The sequence below is a fragment of the Sulfitobacter sp. JL08 genome (assembly GCF_003352045.1).
Taxonomy (GTDB): Bacteria; Pseudomonadota; Alphaproteobacteria; order Rhodobacterales; family Rhodobacteraceae; genus JL08.
In genome coordinates this window covers 789,237-807,774 of record NZ_CP025815.1, presented here as the reverse complement: position 1 = coordinate 807,774, position 18,538 = coordinate 789,237, and the positions used below count along the sequence as shown (strand labels likewise).

Annotated in this window: 17 protein-coding genes and 1 tRNA gene; 5 read left to right on the top strand and 13 right to left on the bottom strand. The window is 51.4% G+C overall.

The window, feature by feature from the left end:
- Nucleotides 1-40: 40 nt before the first annotated feature.
- On the top strand, nucleotides 41-685 hold the full coding sequence (locus C1J05_RS04100; RefSeq protein ID WP_114869148.1) for a hypothetical protein: 645 nt from the start codon (nucleotides 41-43) through the stop codon (nucleotides 683-685).
- 1,407 nt (nucleotides 686-2,092) lie between these two features.
- A complete protein-coding gene (locus C1J05_RS04090) occupies nucleotides 2,093-3,790 on the top strand; it encodes a hypothetical protein (protein ID WP_114869146.1) in 1,698 nt (565 codons plus the stop codon).
- Between the two features lie 291 nt (nucleotides 3,791-4,081).
- Here C1J05_RS04090 and C1J05_RS21280 read toward each other — a convergent pair whose 3' ends face one another.
- The 8 genes from C1J05_RS21280 to C1J05_RS04055 form a co-directional block, all read right to left on the bottom strand.
- Nucleotides 4,082-5,077, bottom strand: coding sequence for a hypothetical protein (locus C1J05_RS21280; protein ID WP_162797909.1), 996 nt, complete (start codon nucleotides 5,075-5,077; stop codon nucleotides 4,082-4,084).
- 47 nt (nucleotides 5,078-5,124) lie between these two features.
- On the bottom strand, nucleotides 5,125-5,787 hold the full coding sequence (locus C1J05_RS04085) for a VPLPA-CTERM sorting domain-containing protein (RefSeq protein WP_114869145.1): 663 nt from the start codon (nucleotides 5,785-5,787) through the stop codon (nucleotides 5,125-5,127).
- Nucleotides 5,788-6,025: 238 nt separating this feature from the next.
- A complete protein-coding gene (locus C1J05_RS04080; RefSeq protein WP_114869144.1) occupies nucleotides 6,026-7,699 on the bottom strand; it encodes a DEAD/DEAH box helicase in 1,674 nt (557 codons plus the stop codon).
- A gap of 432 nt (nucleotides 7,700-8,131) precedes the next feature.
- Complete coding sequence (locus tag C1J05_RS04075) at nucleotides 8,132-9,112, bottom strand: hypothetical protein (RefSeq protein WP_162797908.1); 981 nt, start codon at nucleotides 9,110-9,112, stop codon at nucleotides 8,132-8,134.
- An 11-nt stretch (nucleotides 9,113-9,123) separates the two neighbouring features.
- Nucleotides 9,124-9,612: a type I-E CRISPR-associated protein Cas6/Cse3/CasE gene (locus C1J05_RS04070; protein ID WP_114869142.1), complete on the bottom strand. Its 489-nt coding sequence runs from the start codon at nucleotides 9,610-9,612 to the stop codon at nucleotides 9,124-9,126.
- Complete coding sequence (locus C1J05_RS04065; RefSeq protein ID WP_114869141.1) at nucleotides 9,602-10,084, bottom strand: hypothetical protein; 483 nt, start codon at nucleotides 10,082-10,084, stop codon at nucleotides 9,602-9,604. Before C1J05_RS04065 ends, C1J05_RS04070 begins: the two co-directional genes overlap by 11 nt.
- Before the next feature lie 11 nt (nucleotides 10,085-10,095).
- On the bottom strand, nucleotides 10,096-10,737 hold the full coding sequence (locus C1J05_RS04060) for a hypothetical protein (RefSeq protein ID WP_114869140.1): 642 nt from the start codon (nucleotides 10,735-10,737) through the stop codon (nucleotides 10,096-10,098).
- Between the two features lie 391 nt (nucleotides 10,738-11,128).
- Entirely contained in the window at nucleotides 11,129-11,512 is a 384-nt protein-coding gene (locus tag C1J05_RS04055; RefSeq protein ID WP_114869139.1) for a transposase, read from the bottom strand.
- A 261-nt stretch (nucleotides 11,513-11,773) separates the two neighbouring features.
- Here C1J05_RS04055 and C1J05_RS04050 point away from each other — a divergent pair, with 261 nt between their 5' ends.
- Complete coding sequence (locus tag C1J05_RS04050; protein ID WP_368073731.1) at nucleotides 11,774-12,427, top strand: recombinase family protein; 654 nt, start codon at nucleotides 11,774-11,776, stop codon at nucleotides 12,425-12,427.
- 277 nt (nucleotides 12,428-12,704) lie between these two features.
- Here C1J05_RS04050 and C1J05_RS04045 read toward each other — a convergent pair whose 3' ends face one another.
- Both C1J05_RS04045 and C1J05_RS04040 read right to left on the bottom strand, forming a co-directional pair.
- Nucleotides 12,705-14,069 (bottom strand): DUF6538 domain-containing protein, encoded by a 1,365-nt coding sequence (locus tag C1J05_RS04045; protein WP_114869137.1) that lies wholly within the window; start codon nucleotides 14,067-14,069, stop codon nucleotides 12,705-12,707.
- A 77-nt stretch (nucleotides 14,070-14,146) separates the two neighbouring features.
- Nucleotides 14,147-14,236, bottom strand: a tRNA-Ser gene (locus tag C1J05_RS04040).
- 273 nt (nucleotides 14,237-14,509) lie between these two features.
- Between C1J05_RS04040 and C1J05_RS04030 the strand changes: the two genes are divergently transcribed.
- Nucleotides 14,510-14,710 carry a hypothetical protein gene (locus tag C1J05_RS04030; protein ID WP_114869135.1) on the top strand — a complete coding sequence of 67 codons (201 nt, stop codon included), beginning with the start codon at nucleotides 14,510-14,512 and terminating at the stop codon, nucleotides 14,708-14,710.
- A gap of 30 nt (nucleotides 14,711-14,740) precedes the next feature.
- On the opposite strand, the gene ychF is transcribed toward C1J05_RS04030, so the two are convergent.
- Nucleotides 14,741-15,838 (bottom strand): redox-regulated ATPase YchF, encoded by a 1,098-nt coding sequence (gene ychF, locus C1J05_RS04025; protein ID WP_114869134.1) that lies wholly within the window; start codon nucleotides 15,836-15,838, stop codon nucleotides 14,741-14,743.
- A gap of 184 nt (nucleotides 15,839-16,022) precedes the next feature.
- Here ychF and trpA point away from each other — a divergent pair, with 184 nt between their 5' ends.
- Nucleotides 16,023-16,814 (top strand): tryptophan synthase subunit alpha, encoded by a 792-nt coding sequence (gene trpA, locus C1J05_RS04020; protein ID WP_114872099.1) that lies wholly within the window; start codon nucleotides 16,023-16,025, stop codon nucleotides 16,812-16,814.
- Here the strand turns inward: trpA and C1J05_RS04015 are convergent.
- Nucleotides 16,811-17,266 (bottom strand): MarR family winged helix-turn-helix transcriptional regulator, encoded by a 456-nt coding sequence (locus C1J05_RS04015; RefSeq protein ID WP_114869133.1) that lies wholly within the window; start codon nucleotides 17,264-17,266, stop codon nucleotides 16,811-16,813. The two genes, trpA and C1J05_RS04015, sit on opposite strands and share 4 nt — an antisense overlap.
- Complete coding sequence (locus C1J05_RS04010) at nucleotides 17,259-18,407, bottom strand: Acg family FMN-binding oxidoreductase (RefSeq protein WP_254684693.1); 1,149 nt, start codon at nucleotides 18,405-18,407, stop codon at nucleotides 17,259-17,261. The genes C1J05_RS04015 and C1J05_RS04010 overlap by 8 nt, the downstream gene beginning before the upstream one ends.
- Nucleotides 18,408-18,538: the final 131 nt, after the last annotated feature.

Genomic DNA, 18,538 nt, shown 5'->3' with positions numbered 1-18,538 from the left:
CCGACTGGTCTCGGGAAAGCCGGACCCTGCAGGCTGGCGATTGCCGGCCAAGGCATTTGAAGCCGCCGTGGCCTGCGCCATTCAGGACAGCCTGACACGCGCAGCCGAGAGACACGAGGTCATCATTGCGAAGGATGTCGTGGTGGTGCAGGACGCCTCGGCGCGGGCACACAGTCTGGCGGCACGCATTGAACGCGAAGGCATACGCCAGGCGGCACCTCTGATCGACAGGGGCACGATCCGCAAGGACAGGCTCGGCATCACGCTGTGCGCGGCGGCGCTTTCGAATGCGCTGGAGCTGCAGGTGGATGAACTCACTCCCGCCCTTTTGCGCATCAAGGCCCCGTTCCATTGCCGGCGACGCGGGGCGGAGATGAAGATTATCGCGGGCAGCTTCCAGCCCGTACCGGACAAAACCATGATCCGCGCCCTGCGCAATGCGCATGCCTGGGTGAGACAAATGAAGGCAGGCGCCTCGATCCGGGAGGTCATGATGCAGGCCAACAAGTCCGACAGCTATGTCTCGCGCATCATGCTCCTGGCCTTCCTCGCTCCCCGGATCCAGAAAGCCATCATCGACGGCACCCAGCCGGTATCTCTGACCCTGGAAACCCTGATCAGATCGCGCATGCCACGGGACTGGAACGCTCAGGAGGTCCTGTTCGGGTTTGACGCAAAATCCTGACCCCGAACGCCCCTGCAACCCCGTTCCCTGTTCCGTCCCTGAAAATCCCTGTTCGCCCGCGAAAAGTCCCTGTTAAGGGTCAGAAAATTCCCTGTTCCATATCTTAGGGAATTCTCCTTCTAACCCACTGTAATGCCAGCGCTTTATTCACGCCAAAACCACTCAAACAGGCCGAAATCGAAAAAATTCCCTGTAAATTCCCTGTTAACAGGGAATTCCCCGCCAAACCCCACCGTCCAAACCAGCCAACTGAGACAACCACGCAAATGCCCGTGAAAATCAGCAGAAATCCCGTCTCAGCACGACTCAAATCCTGCAAAATCGCGGGGAAATCGGACAGAATTTTGAGAATTTATCACATAATTACAATGGGTTATGTTGGTGGCGGAGACGAAGGGATTAGAACTATTATCTCTACTGCATTGTTTTTATTATATTTTATTTTCCTGTATGTTCCGTCTGAGTACGGTTCGTATGTTCCATTTATTGTCAAAACTGTGTCAACACTATTGACATATCCTGTGTTATGTGATAGTATATTATTGTAGGGATTAACTATGCTGTCCCTTTGTGTAAATGTGTCAGCACTATTGACATATCATGTGTTATGTGGTAGAGTATTAGCATAGGGCAGTGTAATCGACTGCTGGATGATGAGCGATCACGTAACCAATCGTGACGAACCGAGGGATTGCCGCTGTGTGTCGTGATAGCACATAGGACGAGGCGTCAGCATAGGACGGCAGGAGGCGTAGAGCCTTGAGAACGTCAGCGCCGGGGTAGCGCCCGGACTTCACATCACATTTTGAATGATATGGAGGCTGGCTCAATATGTCCGCTGCTGCTCAAGAACTAACGGCTATCTATCGCAAGAACTCCCCTCTCCGAAAAGATCACCCACTCTCAAAAGAGCATGTCGAACAGATCAGCAAGGCTCGTAGTCCTTCTGACAAATACGATGATCTGATCCTATTGGCACGGAAGCAGAAGGGACGGGATGTTGCTGACACCGTATGGAAGTCAGTCCAACGCCCTCACGGTTACACCCTAGCTCAGTGGAAGTCCCGTCTGCCAACTCTGTACGATGTTGACGCATTGGACATGAAAGCTGATCGCTTGCTGGACCCAGTGACAGAGGCACCGCTACTCGAGAAGTGTCGTTTGAAGGCCACCAAAGGTGAGCTGACAAAGGCAGAGTTCTATCATCTGGCAACTGTCTTACTCACAGACCATACCACTCTGCAAATTAGCTTCTGAAACCCCTTATTTATATGGCTGAAATTCACCGTTTTTAGCCATCAAGCGGGTACCCTACCTCAACCCCAAAATTAGACCTCTTTTGAGAGGCTATCGACCGTCCGAACAGGACACCCTTCAACCAACCAAAAGAAAGACAGGCAAAACACCATGACTGAACGAAACCCTAAGACCTTTGACTATTACAACAAGATGCGCCGTGAACAGAAGCGCCAGTATCAATCAACCACTGTGCAACGCCAGATGGTAGAAGACCGAAAAAAGCTAGGGGAGAAGGCTTTCTACTCTAAGGCTGATCCTGATGTTCAACGCAGGGAAGAAATCCTAGCTGCTGTGGAACAGATGCTCCTCAAGGATAGGGGTCTGGTGGACTTGGTAGGCCGTGACAACGTTTGCGTGTGGACTTCGAAACATGATCTGAACTCAAAAGATGAGACTTACTCCCAAAAATTTGCCAAGTCAGAAGTGAAGGACTACGGCATAGCTGTCATTTGTCACAAGGCTGTATCGGAGAATGGCAAGGCACTGTTCCTAGGTGATCGTGATCTGTGGGTTTGGGACGAGGAACCAGAGAACTCCCGTTTCAGTTCTGTTTCACTGGCAGACTTTGCTCATGCTCACGAATGGGCCAATTCGGTTGGTGATAAGGCCATGATTGCTACGACACGTGAAGCCCTTGATTGGGCAACGGTCACGTATGACAATATCAAAGCCAACTTCGAACCAGTGGAATGCCTGCCTTGGGTGCTGGAGATATCGTCTTGGGATATGCTGGCACTTCGTAAGGCTGACCCCGCTGTGACCTTGGAAGTGAACGAGTTGAATCAGTTCTGTAAGGCTGTGGTTATCGGAATGGGGTTTGTAAACAGCCGATCCTACGGTGATGTGAAGGTCATTTCATTTAACGGCATATCGTCGGAGCTGGCCTATCCAGAGAAGACTGTGATCCTGTCTGCTACAGCATGGGTGTCTGGTTACAAATTGGCTCCTGACAAATACACGGCTCACTTCGACGGTTATCTCCCAGAACCAGATTACCGCAACTTGTCCCTTGTTCATCTAGATAAACCTGCTGGCTTACCGATCTATTACAAGACGTTTTCTGGGAGCCGGTCAGCTAAGGCCAAGATGACGAATTACCTTGAAACACTGGTAGCGGACATTCCAGAGCGTAAGGTTTTTATCACGTGTCCAAAGGCGATACTGCCCCTAGTTCAGGATTGTGATTTTGTTGAGGGCAAGGAGGTGTTCACCTCGCATCATGGCATTGGCACTGGGTCAAACGATTGGCAGGACTGTGATGCAGTGATCTATTTCCTTGATGATCATAAGCCAGGTGCTGCTCATGTCGCCAAAAGACACGCTATCGTAGGGGATGAAATTACCAAGGAAACTCTGGACGATGCACAGAATTATCTGAGGGGTTCATATCAAGATGTTAAACGTGGAAGCTACTTGTCTAATATGATTCAACTGTTGGGTCGCGGCAGGGTACGACAGAGGTACGACGATGGCAGTTCCCATAAGATGACAGCTTACATGGTGGTTGATAAGCGTTACTTCGATATGCTCTCCGCTCAGTTCCCCAAATGTCAGGTTGAATACCGGAGTAAACCCAGTACGAAAGGTGCTGTTCTGAGTAAATATGCAGACTTCTTACGGGAACAGGTCGTAGAAGCACCTCTTTCCGTCAAGTACGTATCGGAGCAACTTGGAATAAAGAACTACAGGAAATACACTTCAGACCTTAAGGCTGATAAGGACGGCATACTGAAGGGTTCAGGTTATCAATTCCAGAAGGGTGAAAGTGGCCGATACGGTACAGGACATCTATTCGTACCAATTTGACGCAGACGGCACCAAGGGTTCCCTCTTCTTATTTCAATTATGGGGAGACACTCTCCTAAGGTACAACTAAAGGGGTGACCTAATTTTAACAGTACCTATCGCCATATAATTTAACTACCTTAGTGCAAGGTACTGTTAGAATTCTATAGGTGCCGTTCGTCAGATTTGGGTACATTTAATTAGGATAATCCCACGTAAATCTAGAAGGGCCACCCGTAAAGGCAGCCCCCCCCTTGCCCTCGGTACAGCCTCTGAATCCACAACCAAAACAACACGGTTGCTGGTAGAGCTTCAGCAGTTGTCTTCAATCGCCTCACAGACCTTCTCGCATTCCCTTTTGTTAGGAGAGGAAGAATAAGAGAAATCATCGTCACAAGTATCCTCGCACAAGTCCACAATCTTTGAACAGGACTTGCCAGTTCCTTGAGATAGCAGCCGCAACGCAATTTGTTCCGCTCTCTCAAGGCCTGTAACAAGTTCAGTGTATGTCATTGCACGGCATTTGTTATTGGCGTCGATAAACCCAGTGTTGCAGCTGTAACCAGTTCCAAATGCATTCAAAGACGCATTTTCGGGGACGAAAACCCTTTCACATTCATCTCCCACTTCTCGATATCCTCTGTTGCATGCCCACCCCTTTATCCCAGGTAAGATGATTGAGTTTGAAGTCAGATGAGCATTTTTTGGAACAGTAACGTAGGCACATTGGTCCCCTCTGCGGATGTAGCCGGTCAAACATCTCCAATTATTCCCCGAGGGGTCTAGTTCGGCATTTGGGGGAGTGACTATTTCGGTGCAATACTCAACCGGGAACCCATCTGGCTTGTAACCTCTAGGACATTTACTCATGCCAAATGAGTTTTCAGTCGGTGCAACGGTTCTTGGTCTTTGTTTGACTTTCTCAAATGCTATATAGCGAGAAATTCTATCCATCCTCATGCAAAATGAATCCAGCGGCAATCCATATTCGCTGATATACCCGCTCACGTCGGATCCACTAGCATAAGGAAGCGTACCCAAAGAGATAGCAAATCGACCATTCGCTGCTTCTAAAAGTTCGACGTTCTGGAAACTCTGGCTATATTCAGTGGCAAGCTGTTTACTTTCCTGCAGAGTGGTTCTGGACGCAACAATCAACTTGCATTGATCGGCTAAGGTCGCTGACGGGAACAAAGCTGTGACAATTAACAACGTCAGAACAGCTGCGCGGTGCCTAAAACTAGATGTCATTCCTAACTCCCAACCTACCAGCGCCAGACCTTTTCCAATAAAATCAAAGAATTTCACTTTGAAGGGAGGCCCGTAAGGCTGACCATTGGACTTTTAACCATAGTTCACTCAACTAGTTTGGCCTTTCTTTTACGACGACGACCAATGAAGCCAAGACCACCTATGCCAGCCAGAAGCATCGGCAGGGCAGCAGGAAGGGGGACTGCAGACAGACCATCGGGACGCCACGGTTCACACTTCGGGGGTGTGTAGTTGCTAGGTATGCAGCCGGGAGGTGGAGGGCCCAGCGGAGGATTCGTCACGGCTGCGATGCGCCACGAGCCCGATACCCTCGCCTCACTCACGAGCCCGATATCCACGCCCGATCTCCAAAAAGTGGATGTTTGGGAAAGCTGAAGATAATCAAAACATACGCCACGTTGACCGAAAGAACAAAACAGGACTGATACATTATTATATGAACTCCAATTTATTACATCTCCCGATCCGTCCGTCTGTACACCGTCAATATTTGGCGATTCAGCTTCAGCTAAGGACCAAGTAAAACCCTCGATATTAATGTCGAAGAAATCGAAGGAAGCGAAGTTGATAAATGAATTAGCGACAAGCAATGAGTCGTCAATACCAAAGCTTCCGACAATAATTGATGCATCTGGGAGAGTTTGCTCAAGCGTCAAAGTGTAGGTCACAGTGGCCGCCTGCGCAGAAGTAGAAACCGCCACCCCCCACAACGAAACGACCGCCGCCATTAAAATTTTCTTCATCATAAAATATTCCCCCACATCAAAATAATAAATCCCAGATCAGAAATACATACATACATTGGAATTTTTAGCCAGCACTGATCCAAATCAACTCAAAAGGTCGGCTTTAAATTCTCAAGTAAATCAATTCGTTACATCCAGTGAGAAATTACCGAGATAATTTGGGTATGTCGTTCTGAATAGAACAGGTACCCCTATCAAACAGGATCTGACCCATTTGAAGTATCAAGGTCGCAAAATCTCAGAAACTAATTAGCTGCTGGGCTTCTGTCCGACTTTTGGCCTTTGCAATTTCCCGCAGCCTTTCGAGTGGGATGACGTTGTTGCCATCCTTGTGGGCGCGAGCATGGCAAATGCGGCAAAGCACGGCCACATCATCCATGGACGTTGCAATCATACCCTTCGCCTCCGCTATGGGATTTAGATGGTGTACTTCAACCTCTCGCAAGATCAGAGGTTGGTGGCCGCAGGTTTGGCAATCAGTGCCATGGTGGCGCAGAGCGTCCCGACGCAAAGCGGGATTGCGTTCAGCCTTACTTTGCACAACCTCAACCCGACGCCCCTCAAACCAGCCCTCTCGAAAGCGGACAGGAGCCACATCGCCTAATTGGGAAATACGCGGATCGCATATCACGATGGCGCAACGGGCGTCCGGATGCCTGAGACCGCGCCCAAACACCTGCTTTAGCCGTCTTGTCGCAGCGTTCTTGCTATCAAAGTAGCTAGTCATTGGATCACCGATCCGAAATGCATCCTCGTCGGTCCAAGTATCGAACAGCTCGTTTGGCCCGGTGAACGGAACACGAGGGATGATAACGGTGGCCCATTGCACCGGGGTATCCATTCCGGCCCAAGCACCGGCACCGATAACAATGTCACGATCCCCCATTCGCCCAACCGCATCTGTCATTGTTTCGTCACGCTGACGAACGGTTGATCCGCTTATACGATCTCCCAATTCCGTCGCCAGTTTATGGGAGGGTGTCGCAACCAGAACCGGTGTATCACTGGCTTCAATCTGTTCGACAACGGTTGCCAACCATTCATCACTATCAACGGGATCATCCGTGAAAAACGAAAAGCTCAGGTGGCCGTGATGCTTTGGTTCGATGATCCGGCTGAGGCTGGAACTGTCACCGATCCCCATAGCGCGCTTGAAGTCATTGAACTGACCGTTGATTGATAGAGTTGCCGAGATGAATATTGTAGAAGGCCGGTTGGAGATTTTCTTGAGTAGCCGCCCTGGCAACCGGTGGATCACGGATACGCCGCCTTCTTCCGTCATCCCGACACGTTTATACCAGACCTCTGGTTCGCTGGCGATTTCAGCAATGATCTTGGCCTTGGCCCTAATCTCGCTGTCCAGCTGAGGGAGGCTAAGCAGTTTGCCTGCCACCTCCAGTGCGGTGGACGCCGCGCAATTCAAATCGCGGAGTGTTTTTCGGTCAATCGATAAATCCGACGCCAATGCGGCAAGGCCCGGAATTTGATCTGCTTCATCAAAGACGATGACATCACGGTTGGTAACGCCATTGTAGCTGCCCGACAGACGCTGATCAAAAATTACAGAACTTGCCGTACAGATCAGGATGTCTGCAATCTGAGCGGCCTCTCGTTGCGCTTCATAGGCTTCCCGGTCATCTTCGAAGTATCTACGGCTGCGGAAGACAGCGACAGTTTTGTCCGGAGCTAGTTCCTGTGCCCAAGGCAAGTCGCTGGAGTTCAAAATCTGTTCTATCAGGGCATTGGTTGCAAGGCAGATCGCAACGCGCTTATCAGTTTGGAACACAGCCGCTAGATAGGCCCGTGTTTTTCCAAGGCCAGTTGCCCCTTCGATCAAGAGAGGCGCATCCGGATTGCTGATATGGTTTGCTACAAATTGGTTGAACTCAGCTTGTTCTGGCGATCTGAACACGGGTCGTCCTTTCGTCTCGATTAACCACTCTTGGTGGCTACGCTTTTGGCGTCAAGTGCCTTGGGTTAGCCACCCAAATTCTGGATGGCTGTATCCCCGGAGACGAAAGAGACGATCAAGGGCTACCTTTAGTAGCCACCCAATTTCCGGATGGCTGTATTCATACCGCCAGACGTGATCCGCGCAATCCACCTTTAGTAGCCACCCAATTTCCGGATGGCTGTATTAAGCCTGCCTGCATTCGGATGCGCGCACCTCCTTTAGTAGCCACCCAATTTCCGGATGGCTGTATTCGCGCCACCACGCTCGACATGCCTTTTAGCCTTTAGTAGCCACCCAATTTCCGGATGGCTGTATTAGATGTCACATCAACCCTCTGATAAAGCTCGTATAAATGCAAAGGAAGGTTGGAAAAAACACACCAATTCCTTCTTAAGTTGCTTCAAAGTCGCGAATTTTTAGCGGTTCAAAGCCACCAAAACTGACAATCTTGGTTATCTTCCCGTCCAGCTTGAATGATGCAGTCCCGCTAATCTCACCTGCACCACGGGCGCTTTGTGCGCCTAAAACGGGCCAGCGGCTCAGCCCATCCAGCCCTCTAAGTAGAATATCCTGATCACGTTCGCGGGCTGATCGCACAACAAATTTACCCTTCAATTCCAAACCTTGCGGCAATGCATAGCTGACCCCCAGTGAGCGCGTTGATACCTGCATGTCGCCCATGTCTTCCTTGTACTTTGCTGCCAGTTTTTCTGCTGCTTCAAGCTGAACCTTCAGGTCAGCGGCATCGTCCGACCCTGTTTTGACAGCCTTGCTTTCTTTGCGCTTTAGATCGGCGACCAGAGCTTCCGCCTGCGCCCGATGTCGATTTGCCTGCTCGCGGGCAAGATAGGCGCTGCGGTCTTCGTCAGGCAATGCCTCCAATACGCCTTCGGTGTCACCAATGTCTTTCCGAACCCAAGTAAAGGCCATTGGGAGCGTTGGGTGGTCAGGAACAAAATTCGATACCAAAAGCCGGGACTTAACTCCGAGACCGCTGCCAAACAGATCAACGATAGGGGATTCCTCTCGCGCTTCCGCAATGGCGGTCAGATCAATTTCGTCGGGCTGCTGCTCACTGCCGGGGTCTTGCCCGATCAGCTCGGAATAGGCTCGTTCCAGCCGATAATGCGCGCCTTTTTCAGCGGCGGCTGCCATTTCGGGCAGTACAGCAAAGCGACGTATGGCCCCGCGAATGGTTGTTGCAGGCAAAAACCCTGACTGTATGGGTTGGCCTTCTTCATCATAGCCAACCGGGGCGACTGGAAAGTTTTCCCACTTGTTGGGCTTAGTGTATTCTGCCACAGGCATTGCGATGCTGAGTGGCGCTTCCAGCCGGATTACGACTTCGGTAATTAAAGTTGATTGGTTCAAGGTGTTCTCCTTCAGATTACCAGCATTCCGTGGCCGAAGGCTTTGCCCGGTCCGCCAATGCCATGTTCAAGAACTTGGTTAAACGCTTCGATGTCCGTCACACGCAGAACCCCGGCAAAATCGCTCTGATCAATGCGGATGTTTTTCTTTATTGGAGTGCTCCGTGCCGAAACGGTGACAGCCAGTACGTCAAATCCGGATGCCCGCCGGTTCAGCCAAGCGTGCCGTGCACGCCAGTCCTTCAGTGGGAAATAGCGGTGTTTACCTTTGACTTTGACGCCACAGGACGCGCGCAACTCAAAACCAAGGACATCTCCCAAGTTCACTGTGGGGACAGGTTTTGATGACTGTGTAAGGGATTGGTCAACTGAGCGAACCAACAGATGGTCTCCGTTATCGACAAAAAGGGGTCTGGCCCCATCCGTTAAGCCTTCAAGAAGCTGATGACTGGCGTATGCCCCGAGTGTTGGCGGCTTGGGGATGACGTGATCATGCAGCATTGCTTTTCTCCTTCTTCAGAACGGCCTTGCGGATGTTCCTTTCCGCGACACCGGCAGTTTCGGGGAGGGTGCCAACAGAAAAGTCAAATATCTCTGGCGCTACATCCGGCGCACAGATTTTCGTAACACGCGGATCGAACGTCGCGAAAACATTACCGAGGTTGACGGTGGACTTGGTGAACTGGAGAAAGACTACCGGTTCCCGAAAATCGCTTAGTTCGTCGGCAAAAGCCTCGTATCGGGTGCGCCCATCGTTTGCCATTACTCCTTTCGCTGCCAAATTGGCCTGCACTGTTGATCCGGACGCACGAAAAATGGCCCAACCCGTTAATCGGGACGATGTACCTTTTTCGTTGTTAAGTAAGTGGTTCATTGTCAACGCCTTTGCAGCGTCACGGATCGGATCACCGGTTGTTGAGTTCCCGAGAACATGCCGCGCAAAGCCCTTGGATATGAGTTCAAAGGTATTCATCCGGCCCTCCTCTAAAGCGGCTGAGGCGCGTAACAAGCTGCGCGGTGTTCGGGGTTCCAGTAGGCTGGCTTCCAAGCCAAATCCTGCAAAGGCAGGCTCCTATCACCAGTAAACATGTTTTCCGGGATCGGGCGACGTGGTAAGCCTTGTTCGTCTACAAGAGGATCAAGGTCGGTCTTTTCAACGCTCCAGGCGGCAACTTCGCCAAAACCCTGTGCGCGCTTTTTCCCAATAAAGCGGAGATCGCCGAGTAGCCCTTTGATTTGGTCCAGATCACCCGTGCAAATCCAGCGAACACTTGGCGTTGAAATTGTATGATAGGTCGACAAGACGTTGCCTAAGTCCCGTCGGCGTTTCCTGCCCATTTTTCTGTAGATTCGACCTGATTTGTTTTTGGGGAATAAATCGGCGTCAAGATCATGATCCGCTCTAAGCGATGCCGCAATAGAATAACTGCCTCGCTCCACCGGTGTCACGATTGCAGCAGAAGCGTGGAACAAGCCTTCCGAACACTTTAGCGGCACTGATGTATGAGCCGTTTCGACATCACCGCATCGGTCAAAAAGCACTGCCGCCAAAAGGCTATCGAAGGTCATGAACCCTTGGGCTATCAGGGGTGACTTGAGCGAAGCCGTAAAAATCAGATTTTCCATCTTGCATCATCCGTAGACTGCGCCAGATCGATTTAGCAAGCGTTTTGGTGTTTTCATTTGAAGTGCGCATCAGTGGCAACAGATAGAGGACAGCCTACTAGGCTACTACGCATTGCCTCTTAGGGTCCTATCCCTAGGTATCTGGTTTCTTTGGCGCAGCGGGGATCACTGCTAGAATAATCATTGCCAATAACGTAAATGGGACTGCAAATAATCCCCAAAATATTGGACTTCTGTTCAAAGAGCGTGCAATTTTCGCGCATAAAATAGCCAACGCACACTTGATGACAATTACGCCAAATAGTAAAACTATTTCACCTAGACCCGTCTGTTCCACGTCAGCACAAAACCTATAATGAAAGAGCAATCCTAGTGCGGATAGTGTACTGGATCACTTCTTTTCTTGTATCTTTTGCATAGCCATCTTTACATCCTTTTGATCTTTCCATGTCCCAATAGGATTTGCTTTAACGCCATGTTCTTTTAGCACGGCTGTCTTTGTTCCCTCTTTAGCAGCATCATACTTCTTGATGATCTTAGCTTTTTGTTCAGGCGTCCAAGTCTGTCTTTTCTTGCCCGTATCGCCAGACCCGCTCAGTCCAAACAGTTTAGCGCCAGCATTCTGCCAGTTGGCTAGTCTCTGATCGTAGTTTTTCTGAATTCTTTTCAATGTTTTCTTAATTTCATCTAAGGCTGCCTGTTCTGCCTGTAGCTCACCAAGCGTTTTGAGGTGGATTTTGCTTGTGTCTTTCAGTTCAAATTCTTCCTTTGGCATAATATTTCTTCCTTATACAGATAATGGATACCATAGGTGCACCAGCTAATTTTTGTCGAGATAATTTTTAGGTACCATTCAGTATATAAGAAGGCCCCCCATCCCCCCCGGTCCCCTCTTGCTGTACGTAAGACAAATAATAAGAATTTCCTTCCTCTGATCCTACCTGACAGGGGTATACAAAGCACAACGTTCCTTGAAGTTTTGTATTTACAATAGTATGCTTAGCTAAACTTTAGTTATGCATAAGGATGAGAGATAATGAAGTACGTTGTTTATCAGAGGGTTAGTACCAAAGGGCAGGGTGAGAGTGGTCTTGGCCTAGATGCACAAGAGAGAGACATACAGTTATACCTAGACAATTATGTAAATGATTACAGTGTGATAGGTAGGTTTACCGATATCGTATCCGGTAAGGTAAACGACAGACCAGAACTAACTAAGGCCATAGCACTGGCAAAAGAGAGCAAGGCTACACTTCTTGTCTCAAAGCTGGACAGGCTATCACGTAAGGTGTCTTTCATTGCAACCTTAATGGATGACAAGAACCTTGATCTGAAGGTAGCCCAGATGCCTCATGCCGATATGTTTCAACTTCATATCTATGCTGCCTTAGCTCAACAAGAGCGAGAGTTCATAAGCAAGAGGACCAAGGCTGCACTTAAGGAAGCTAAGGCAAGGGGTGTTATCCTTGGTGGTCTCAGACGTGGGACAGAACAGAGGAACGAAGCTACCAAGGCTCAAGCTGATCACCGGGCAAATCATGTCTTCCCAATGATCGAAGCCTTCAGGGCCAAAGGGATGACACTCAAGGAGACAGCCCAGGAATTGAACAGACTGGGGATTGAGACAGCTAGGGGTGGGAACTGGTACGCTTCAACGGTACGTAACGTAGAGCAGAGAATGGCACCGTAGAGCGCCTGAGAGGGGTGCTAGAGCGCCTCTAGCTCTATTTTTGAGGAACCCCTAGCCTAGAGACTTAGAACGACTGTAAGGTGCCTCTCCGTGGCTGTACGTGGATATTCTATATATTGATTTATTCTGAGTAGAAGACACAACATATAGGCAGTCATTAATGTTCAATTTCACTCTGAATACCTCATATACACATAAGTATTTGTTTTTAATACAATAACTTTATATTTACCTAAAGAAAGTATACCTTAAGTTCTTACGCGCGTACGAGGCAGGTTCACCTTGTTCTTAGCCAAGGGTGTTCCACGGAGTTCAAGGCATCTGCCCGGACTTTCAAGCTAGGACCAGAGCCATAAGACCCGGCAACATCGCCAGACCCATGACCCGTTATGAAATCGTTAACCTCCTTTGATATTCCTGCGTCACGCAACAGGTCTTTCAAGTTACCCCGTAGCGAATGAACAACCTTCAGTCTATCGCCTGTCACCTTCCTAATCTGTTTCATCAAAGCCTTACTCGCTGGAGCCTGTGCCTTCCCGTCTTTGTCTCTTGAGAACTCAGGAAACAGTGGTCCTTTGGCAGGAGAGATGAAAAGAGGTTGTATCACCTTGGGTATTGGAACCTTACGGGCTGAACCTTTGGTCTTAACAATACTGTCTGTCAGATCGAAGTGAAGGATACCCGCTTCTGTCTTTATGTTTTCCCAGTCTAGTAACGCAGCTTCATCTAAGCGCATCCCAGTTGTCGCTAAGATAGACAGCAAATTTCTGAGATGGTCAGGCATCTTTAAGCTAAATAAGCTTTCTAGTTCAGCATTGGTGAAAGGCTGGTAGCTTGCCCTTGCTGTTCCAAGTTTCTTATCAAGTTTCACAGTCATAAAGATATTGGTTTCGACAAATCCTTTTCGGACTGCCCAATCAAACATTCGTTTAACGTATCCAATCTTTTTGGCTACAGTCTCCCTGCTCTTAGTCTCCCCGATCTTTTCAGCATAACTGTGGATCAGGACAGCAGTAACACCATCAAGAGCAATGTCCTTCGTGAAGTCTATAAATTCCGTTATCGCTAATTCAGCATCCCGCATTGTCTTAGCTGGCCCATATGGTTTGGTAGCCAGATAGTCCTTCTGAACCACAGATAGGACAGGACAGCCACTTGAGGACTTCGTTGTCTTTGTGTCAGTTAGCATCTCTTTCAAGATCAAGTAGGCTTCACGTCCCTTGCGTCTGGCTTCTGGTTCAGGTGTCCTACCTACTGTCTCCCACGGTTCGACCTTTGTCATGGCAACTCTAGCGACAGCCAACAGGTCTTGCAGATCAGCTTTGGTCAGTTCGGGTTCCCAGTCTTCGAAACCATCGTCCTCTGGGGGGACATCATACAGCTTGTCTTCGATATGCTTTGGGAAATCTATCATGCGGAATAGTTCGGATATCGGGTCAGGTCTGGCTGCATCGAACTCAGCATAAATCTTACTGGAAATTGAATGTTTCCTGCGCTCAGCAAGAGACTTGTCTGCCGTACCAGTACTTCGTCTGATTTGCTTTCGACCCTTGAAGAACGGCCTCAAGTCATCAGGTATCGTACAGTTGACGTAATATTTGTCTTTGATCTTTACGAGGGTCGTATGAGGTAATTCCACCATGCCATATGTTCCAAAATATGTTCCAACGTATGGTCAGAACCCTATATTTATATAAGAATAAAGGCAATAAGGATGGGTGGCGGAGACGAAGGGATTCGAACCCTCGAGACCCTTCCGGGCCTACTCCCTTAGCAGGGGAGCGCCTTCGACCACTCGGCCACGTCTCCGCTGACCCGTTTATCGGGCGCGCCTGCGAGAAACAAGGCGAAAAAGGTACCGGCTTTCAATTCGGGTTTGTGAGGGCAAATACACTGACCCGCCGCACATGACGCGGCGGGTAATCGTTGGATTTTATCGCGACTGTGGACGCGCTTTCGGGAACGGCCAGGTGCGGTGCCACCGGCATTCGCTCACGGTTTTCAACACAGGAGTGAACGGATGTGTTTTGCGCTTTGCGCCGGTCCATAGAAACTTGGACGTGGCAAAAGGAGCATTTGAACATGGGCATTCAAAACCGGATACTTGGCTTGATCCTGATTACAACCGGCAGTCTGGCGCAGACCTCAGCGACAGCAGACCCGATCAACACGGTCATCCCGCCCCTGTGGGCAAGCGTGGAACAGAACGACCAATTGATGAAATGGTGCCGTGGCGGCCCCGGGCAGCCACCAACCTTTGAATGTGAAAGCGGGCGGCGCTAAACGCCCGCTTCCGCAATAGAAACACCCCGATCAGGTGTTGAACAGGAAATGCAGGACGTCACCGTCCTTGACGATATAGGTCTTGCCCTCGGCGCGCATCTTGCCCGCTTCCTTGGCGGCCTGTTCGCCCCCCAGCGCGACAAAATCGTCATAGGCGATGGTTTCGGCGCGGATAAATCCGCGTTCGAAATCGCCGTGGATCACACCGGCGGCCTGTGGCGCGGAAGTGCCCTGTCTGATGGTCCAGGCGCGGGCCTCTTTCGGGCCAACGGTAAAATAGGTTTCCAGATGCAACAGGTCATAGCCAGCGCGGATCAACCGATCCAGCCCGGCCTCTTTCAAACCCATTTCCGTCAGAAACATCTCGGCCTCTTCGGGATCAAGCTGGCTGATTTCTTCCTCGATCTGGGCCGAGATAATCACGTGGGCGTTGCCCTGCGCTGCCGCCATCTCGGCAACGGCGGCGGAATGCGCGTTGCCCTCTGCCGCATCCGCTTCGCCCACGTTGCAGACATATAGTACCGGCTTGGCCGTCAGAAGCTGTAGCATTTTCCATGCCTTGGCGTCTTCGGCATCCACGGACACCGTGCGCGCGGGGTGTCCGTTTTCCAGCGCCTCCAGCGCCATTTTCAAAAGACGCTCCTGCGCCACGGCCTCTTTGTCGCCACCCCGAACCTTGCGCACCAGCCCCTGAAGCCGCTTTTCGATGCTTTCGATATCGGCCAGCATCAGTTCGGTTTCGATGGTTTCCGCGTCCGATACCGGATCAACACGCCCTTCCACATGGGTTACATCGCCGTCTTCAAAACAGCGCAGTACATGGGCAATGGCATCCACTTCGCGGATGTTGGCCAGAAACTGGTTGCCCAGCCCCTCGCCCTTGGATGCGCCTTTGACCAGACCGGCAATATCGACGAATGTCATGCGCGTTGGGATGATCTGTTTGGATTTCGCAATCGCGGCCAGTTTGTCCAGCCGATCATCGGGCACACCCACTTCACCGACATTGGGTTCGATCGTACAGAACGGAAAATTCGCCGCCTGCGCCGCCGCGGTGCGGGTCAGCGCGTTAAACAGCGTGGATTTGCCGACATTCGGCAGCCCGACGATCCCCATTTTAAAGCCCATTACGCTCTCCTTGATAGCAGTTGGCCGCTTCTAGTGCGCAGACCCGACGGGCGCAAGCCACGCCGCGCCGCGGGATTTTTTCCAAACGCTGCGTCAAAACTCTTTGCAAGAGTTTTCGCGCCCGAGCATTGATTTTCCCGCAGTCTTTGTGCATTGCAAAACGACTGTTTCAAAAGGCCTGATCATGACCCGTATAGATGCCAAATTCGCCGAACTTGCTGCTGCCGGAAAAAAGGCGTTTGTCGCCTATGTGATGGCGGGCGATCCCGATTACGACACATCGCTTGAGGTGGTGCGCGGCCTGCCCGCCGCAGGGGTGGATGTTATCGAACTGGGGTTGCCCTTTACCGATCCGATGGCAGACGGGCCTACCATCCAGTTGGCCGGTCAGCGCGCGCTGGAAGGCGGCATGACATTGCAGAAGACGCTGGATATGGCGGCGGCGTTTCGCGAACAGGACGATACAACCCCGATTGTGCTGATGGGCTATTACAACCCGATCTACAGTCGCGGTGTCGAAACCTTTCTGAAAGACGCCAAAGCCGCCGGCATTGACGGTCTGATCATTGTCGATCTGCCCCCCGAAGAAGATGCGGAACTGTGCATTCCGGCACAAAAGGCGGGGTTGAACTTTATCCGTCTGGCCACCCCAACAACCGATGATAAACGCCTGCCCCGCGTGCTGCAAAACACATCCGGTTTTGTCTATTACGTGTCGATAACCGGTATCACCGGCGCAGCCGAGGCATCGGCCACCGATGTCGGGCCGGAAGTGGCGCGGATCAAATCGGCCACAGATCTGCCGGTCATTGTCGGGTTCGGCATCAACACGCCCGAAAAATCACAGGCGATCGCGTCCGTGGCGGACGGGGCGGTTGTAGGGTCGGCGATAGTTGCAAAAATCGGGGCGGGTGAAACACCACAACAGGTTCTGGCCTTTGTCAAAACCCTGTCGGACGGGGCGCACCGGGCCTAGGATACACGGTCGCGCAAGGCATCTATGCTGGTGCGCACCTCTTGCAACAGTGGCAAAAGGGCCGCAATTCTGTCGGGCGGAATGTCCTGCGCCAGTTCCTGAAACAGCGGCACCATCCGTTTGATCGTTTCATCGCGAAAACTGCGCCCTTTCGGCGTCAGCCAGACCTGCTTTGATCGTTTGTCATCGGGATTGGGGCGCATTTCGACCAACCCATGTTTTTCCAGACCCGCCAGCGTATGTGTCATCGTCGTCTTGGGTACCTGAAACGCATTGGCCAGAACCAGCGGCGTCTGGCCGTCCGCAACCCGTATCAGGTGGTTGACCACTCCGAAATGCGAGGCCAGCAACCCTTCCGGCAGACGCGCCTCAAGAAAGGTTCGGCTGATCTGTTCGATAATGCCGATTTCATTGAACAGCGCAAAATAGGCGCCGGCATCCTGTTCATCCATTGCGTATCTTTGCCTCCAGCGGCCAGCGCGGGCTGTGCCCGACACTTGGCCCGTAGCCCAGTCTGCCCAACATTTGCACAGTGCCGCCATCCGGCGCCAGTTGCAAATGCACCGCATCATACCAAGCAGCCATTTCGGGGTATTCCTGAAGGGCCTGGCTTATCGGTTGAACATCCAGCCCCACCGTTGTGGCGGCAAGGTTCAGGCGCACCCAGTCGCGACCGGCGGCAATCTGATCATTGCGCGTGTTTGTCGCCGTTACCTGCCAGATATAGGCCATGCCCGTGCGCGCCACATCCTGCACCATTTGAACCGCAGACGTATAGGAATACCCCGCGCGGTCCAGTGATCCTTCGCGGGTGAACAGGCCGGTCAGATGCAGCGCTTCGAACATCGGACCGGAAAAATCCAGACCGTCCGGGTTTGCATTCACTTCGCGGTGGCCGATCCGGAACAGATCGACGCTTTCCCGGTAGGCCGAGGGCGTTTCGAACTCTTTCAGGAAGGCGTTGGCCGTCAGATCGCGCAATTGCGCAACCCGCGCGGTGTCGTTTGTGGTTTCTACACCCGTCGTTGCGCAAACCGACTTGCGCAGTGTCGCCAGCACTTCGTCTGATACCGGGCGCGCGGTGTCATAGGGTTCTTTCACAGACCGGCGGTGCAGTATCTGGGCAAACAGGTCCGGTTCCGCCAGCGACGTGTCAGGCACAAAACGGGCGATGGCAACCGGGCGGCGATCAAGGCTGTCGGCCTCTGTTCCTTCGGGGAACAGATCGAAATGCACGCGGTATCCGTCTTGCGCCGCCGAAAGCGCCAGCAGTTCCAGAAAACAGCCCAGCCCGATGACAATCTGGCGGCTGAACGGATCGGTGTGGGGTAACAACCTGTCCGTATCGACATAAAGGGTTGCCTGATCCGGTGTGTCCAGATCCACGATCCAGGGCTGCATGTTATGCGGGTTCGGCGCCAGAATGGCATAGCTTAACGCGCGTTTGCGCGGATCGGTGTACTGCCCGGCGGCGGCCCATGGCGCAACCGCATCCTTTGGGGTTCGGGTGATTGCGAAACCGGCGGCGCCGGTTGCGGCCAGCAGGGATCCACCTCCGATAAGGGCCAGTGTTTTTCGACGGGACAGGATCATGATCAAGCACTCCATTTAATACGATATCGCACTATATAGTACGACTTCGCACTACCTTCAAGTGCATTTGTCGCGTTGCCAAAAATTCGGGCGATTGGTAATGAAGATTTACCAATCTTTGGAAAAGGCCG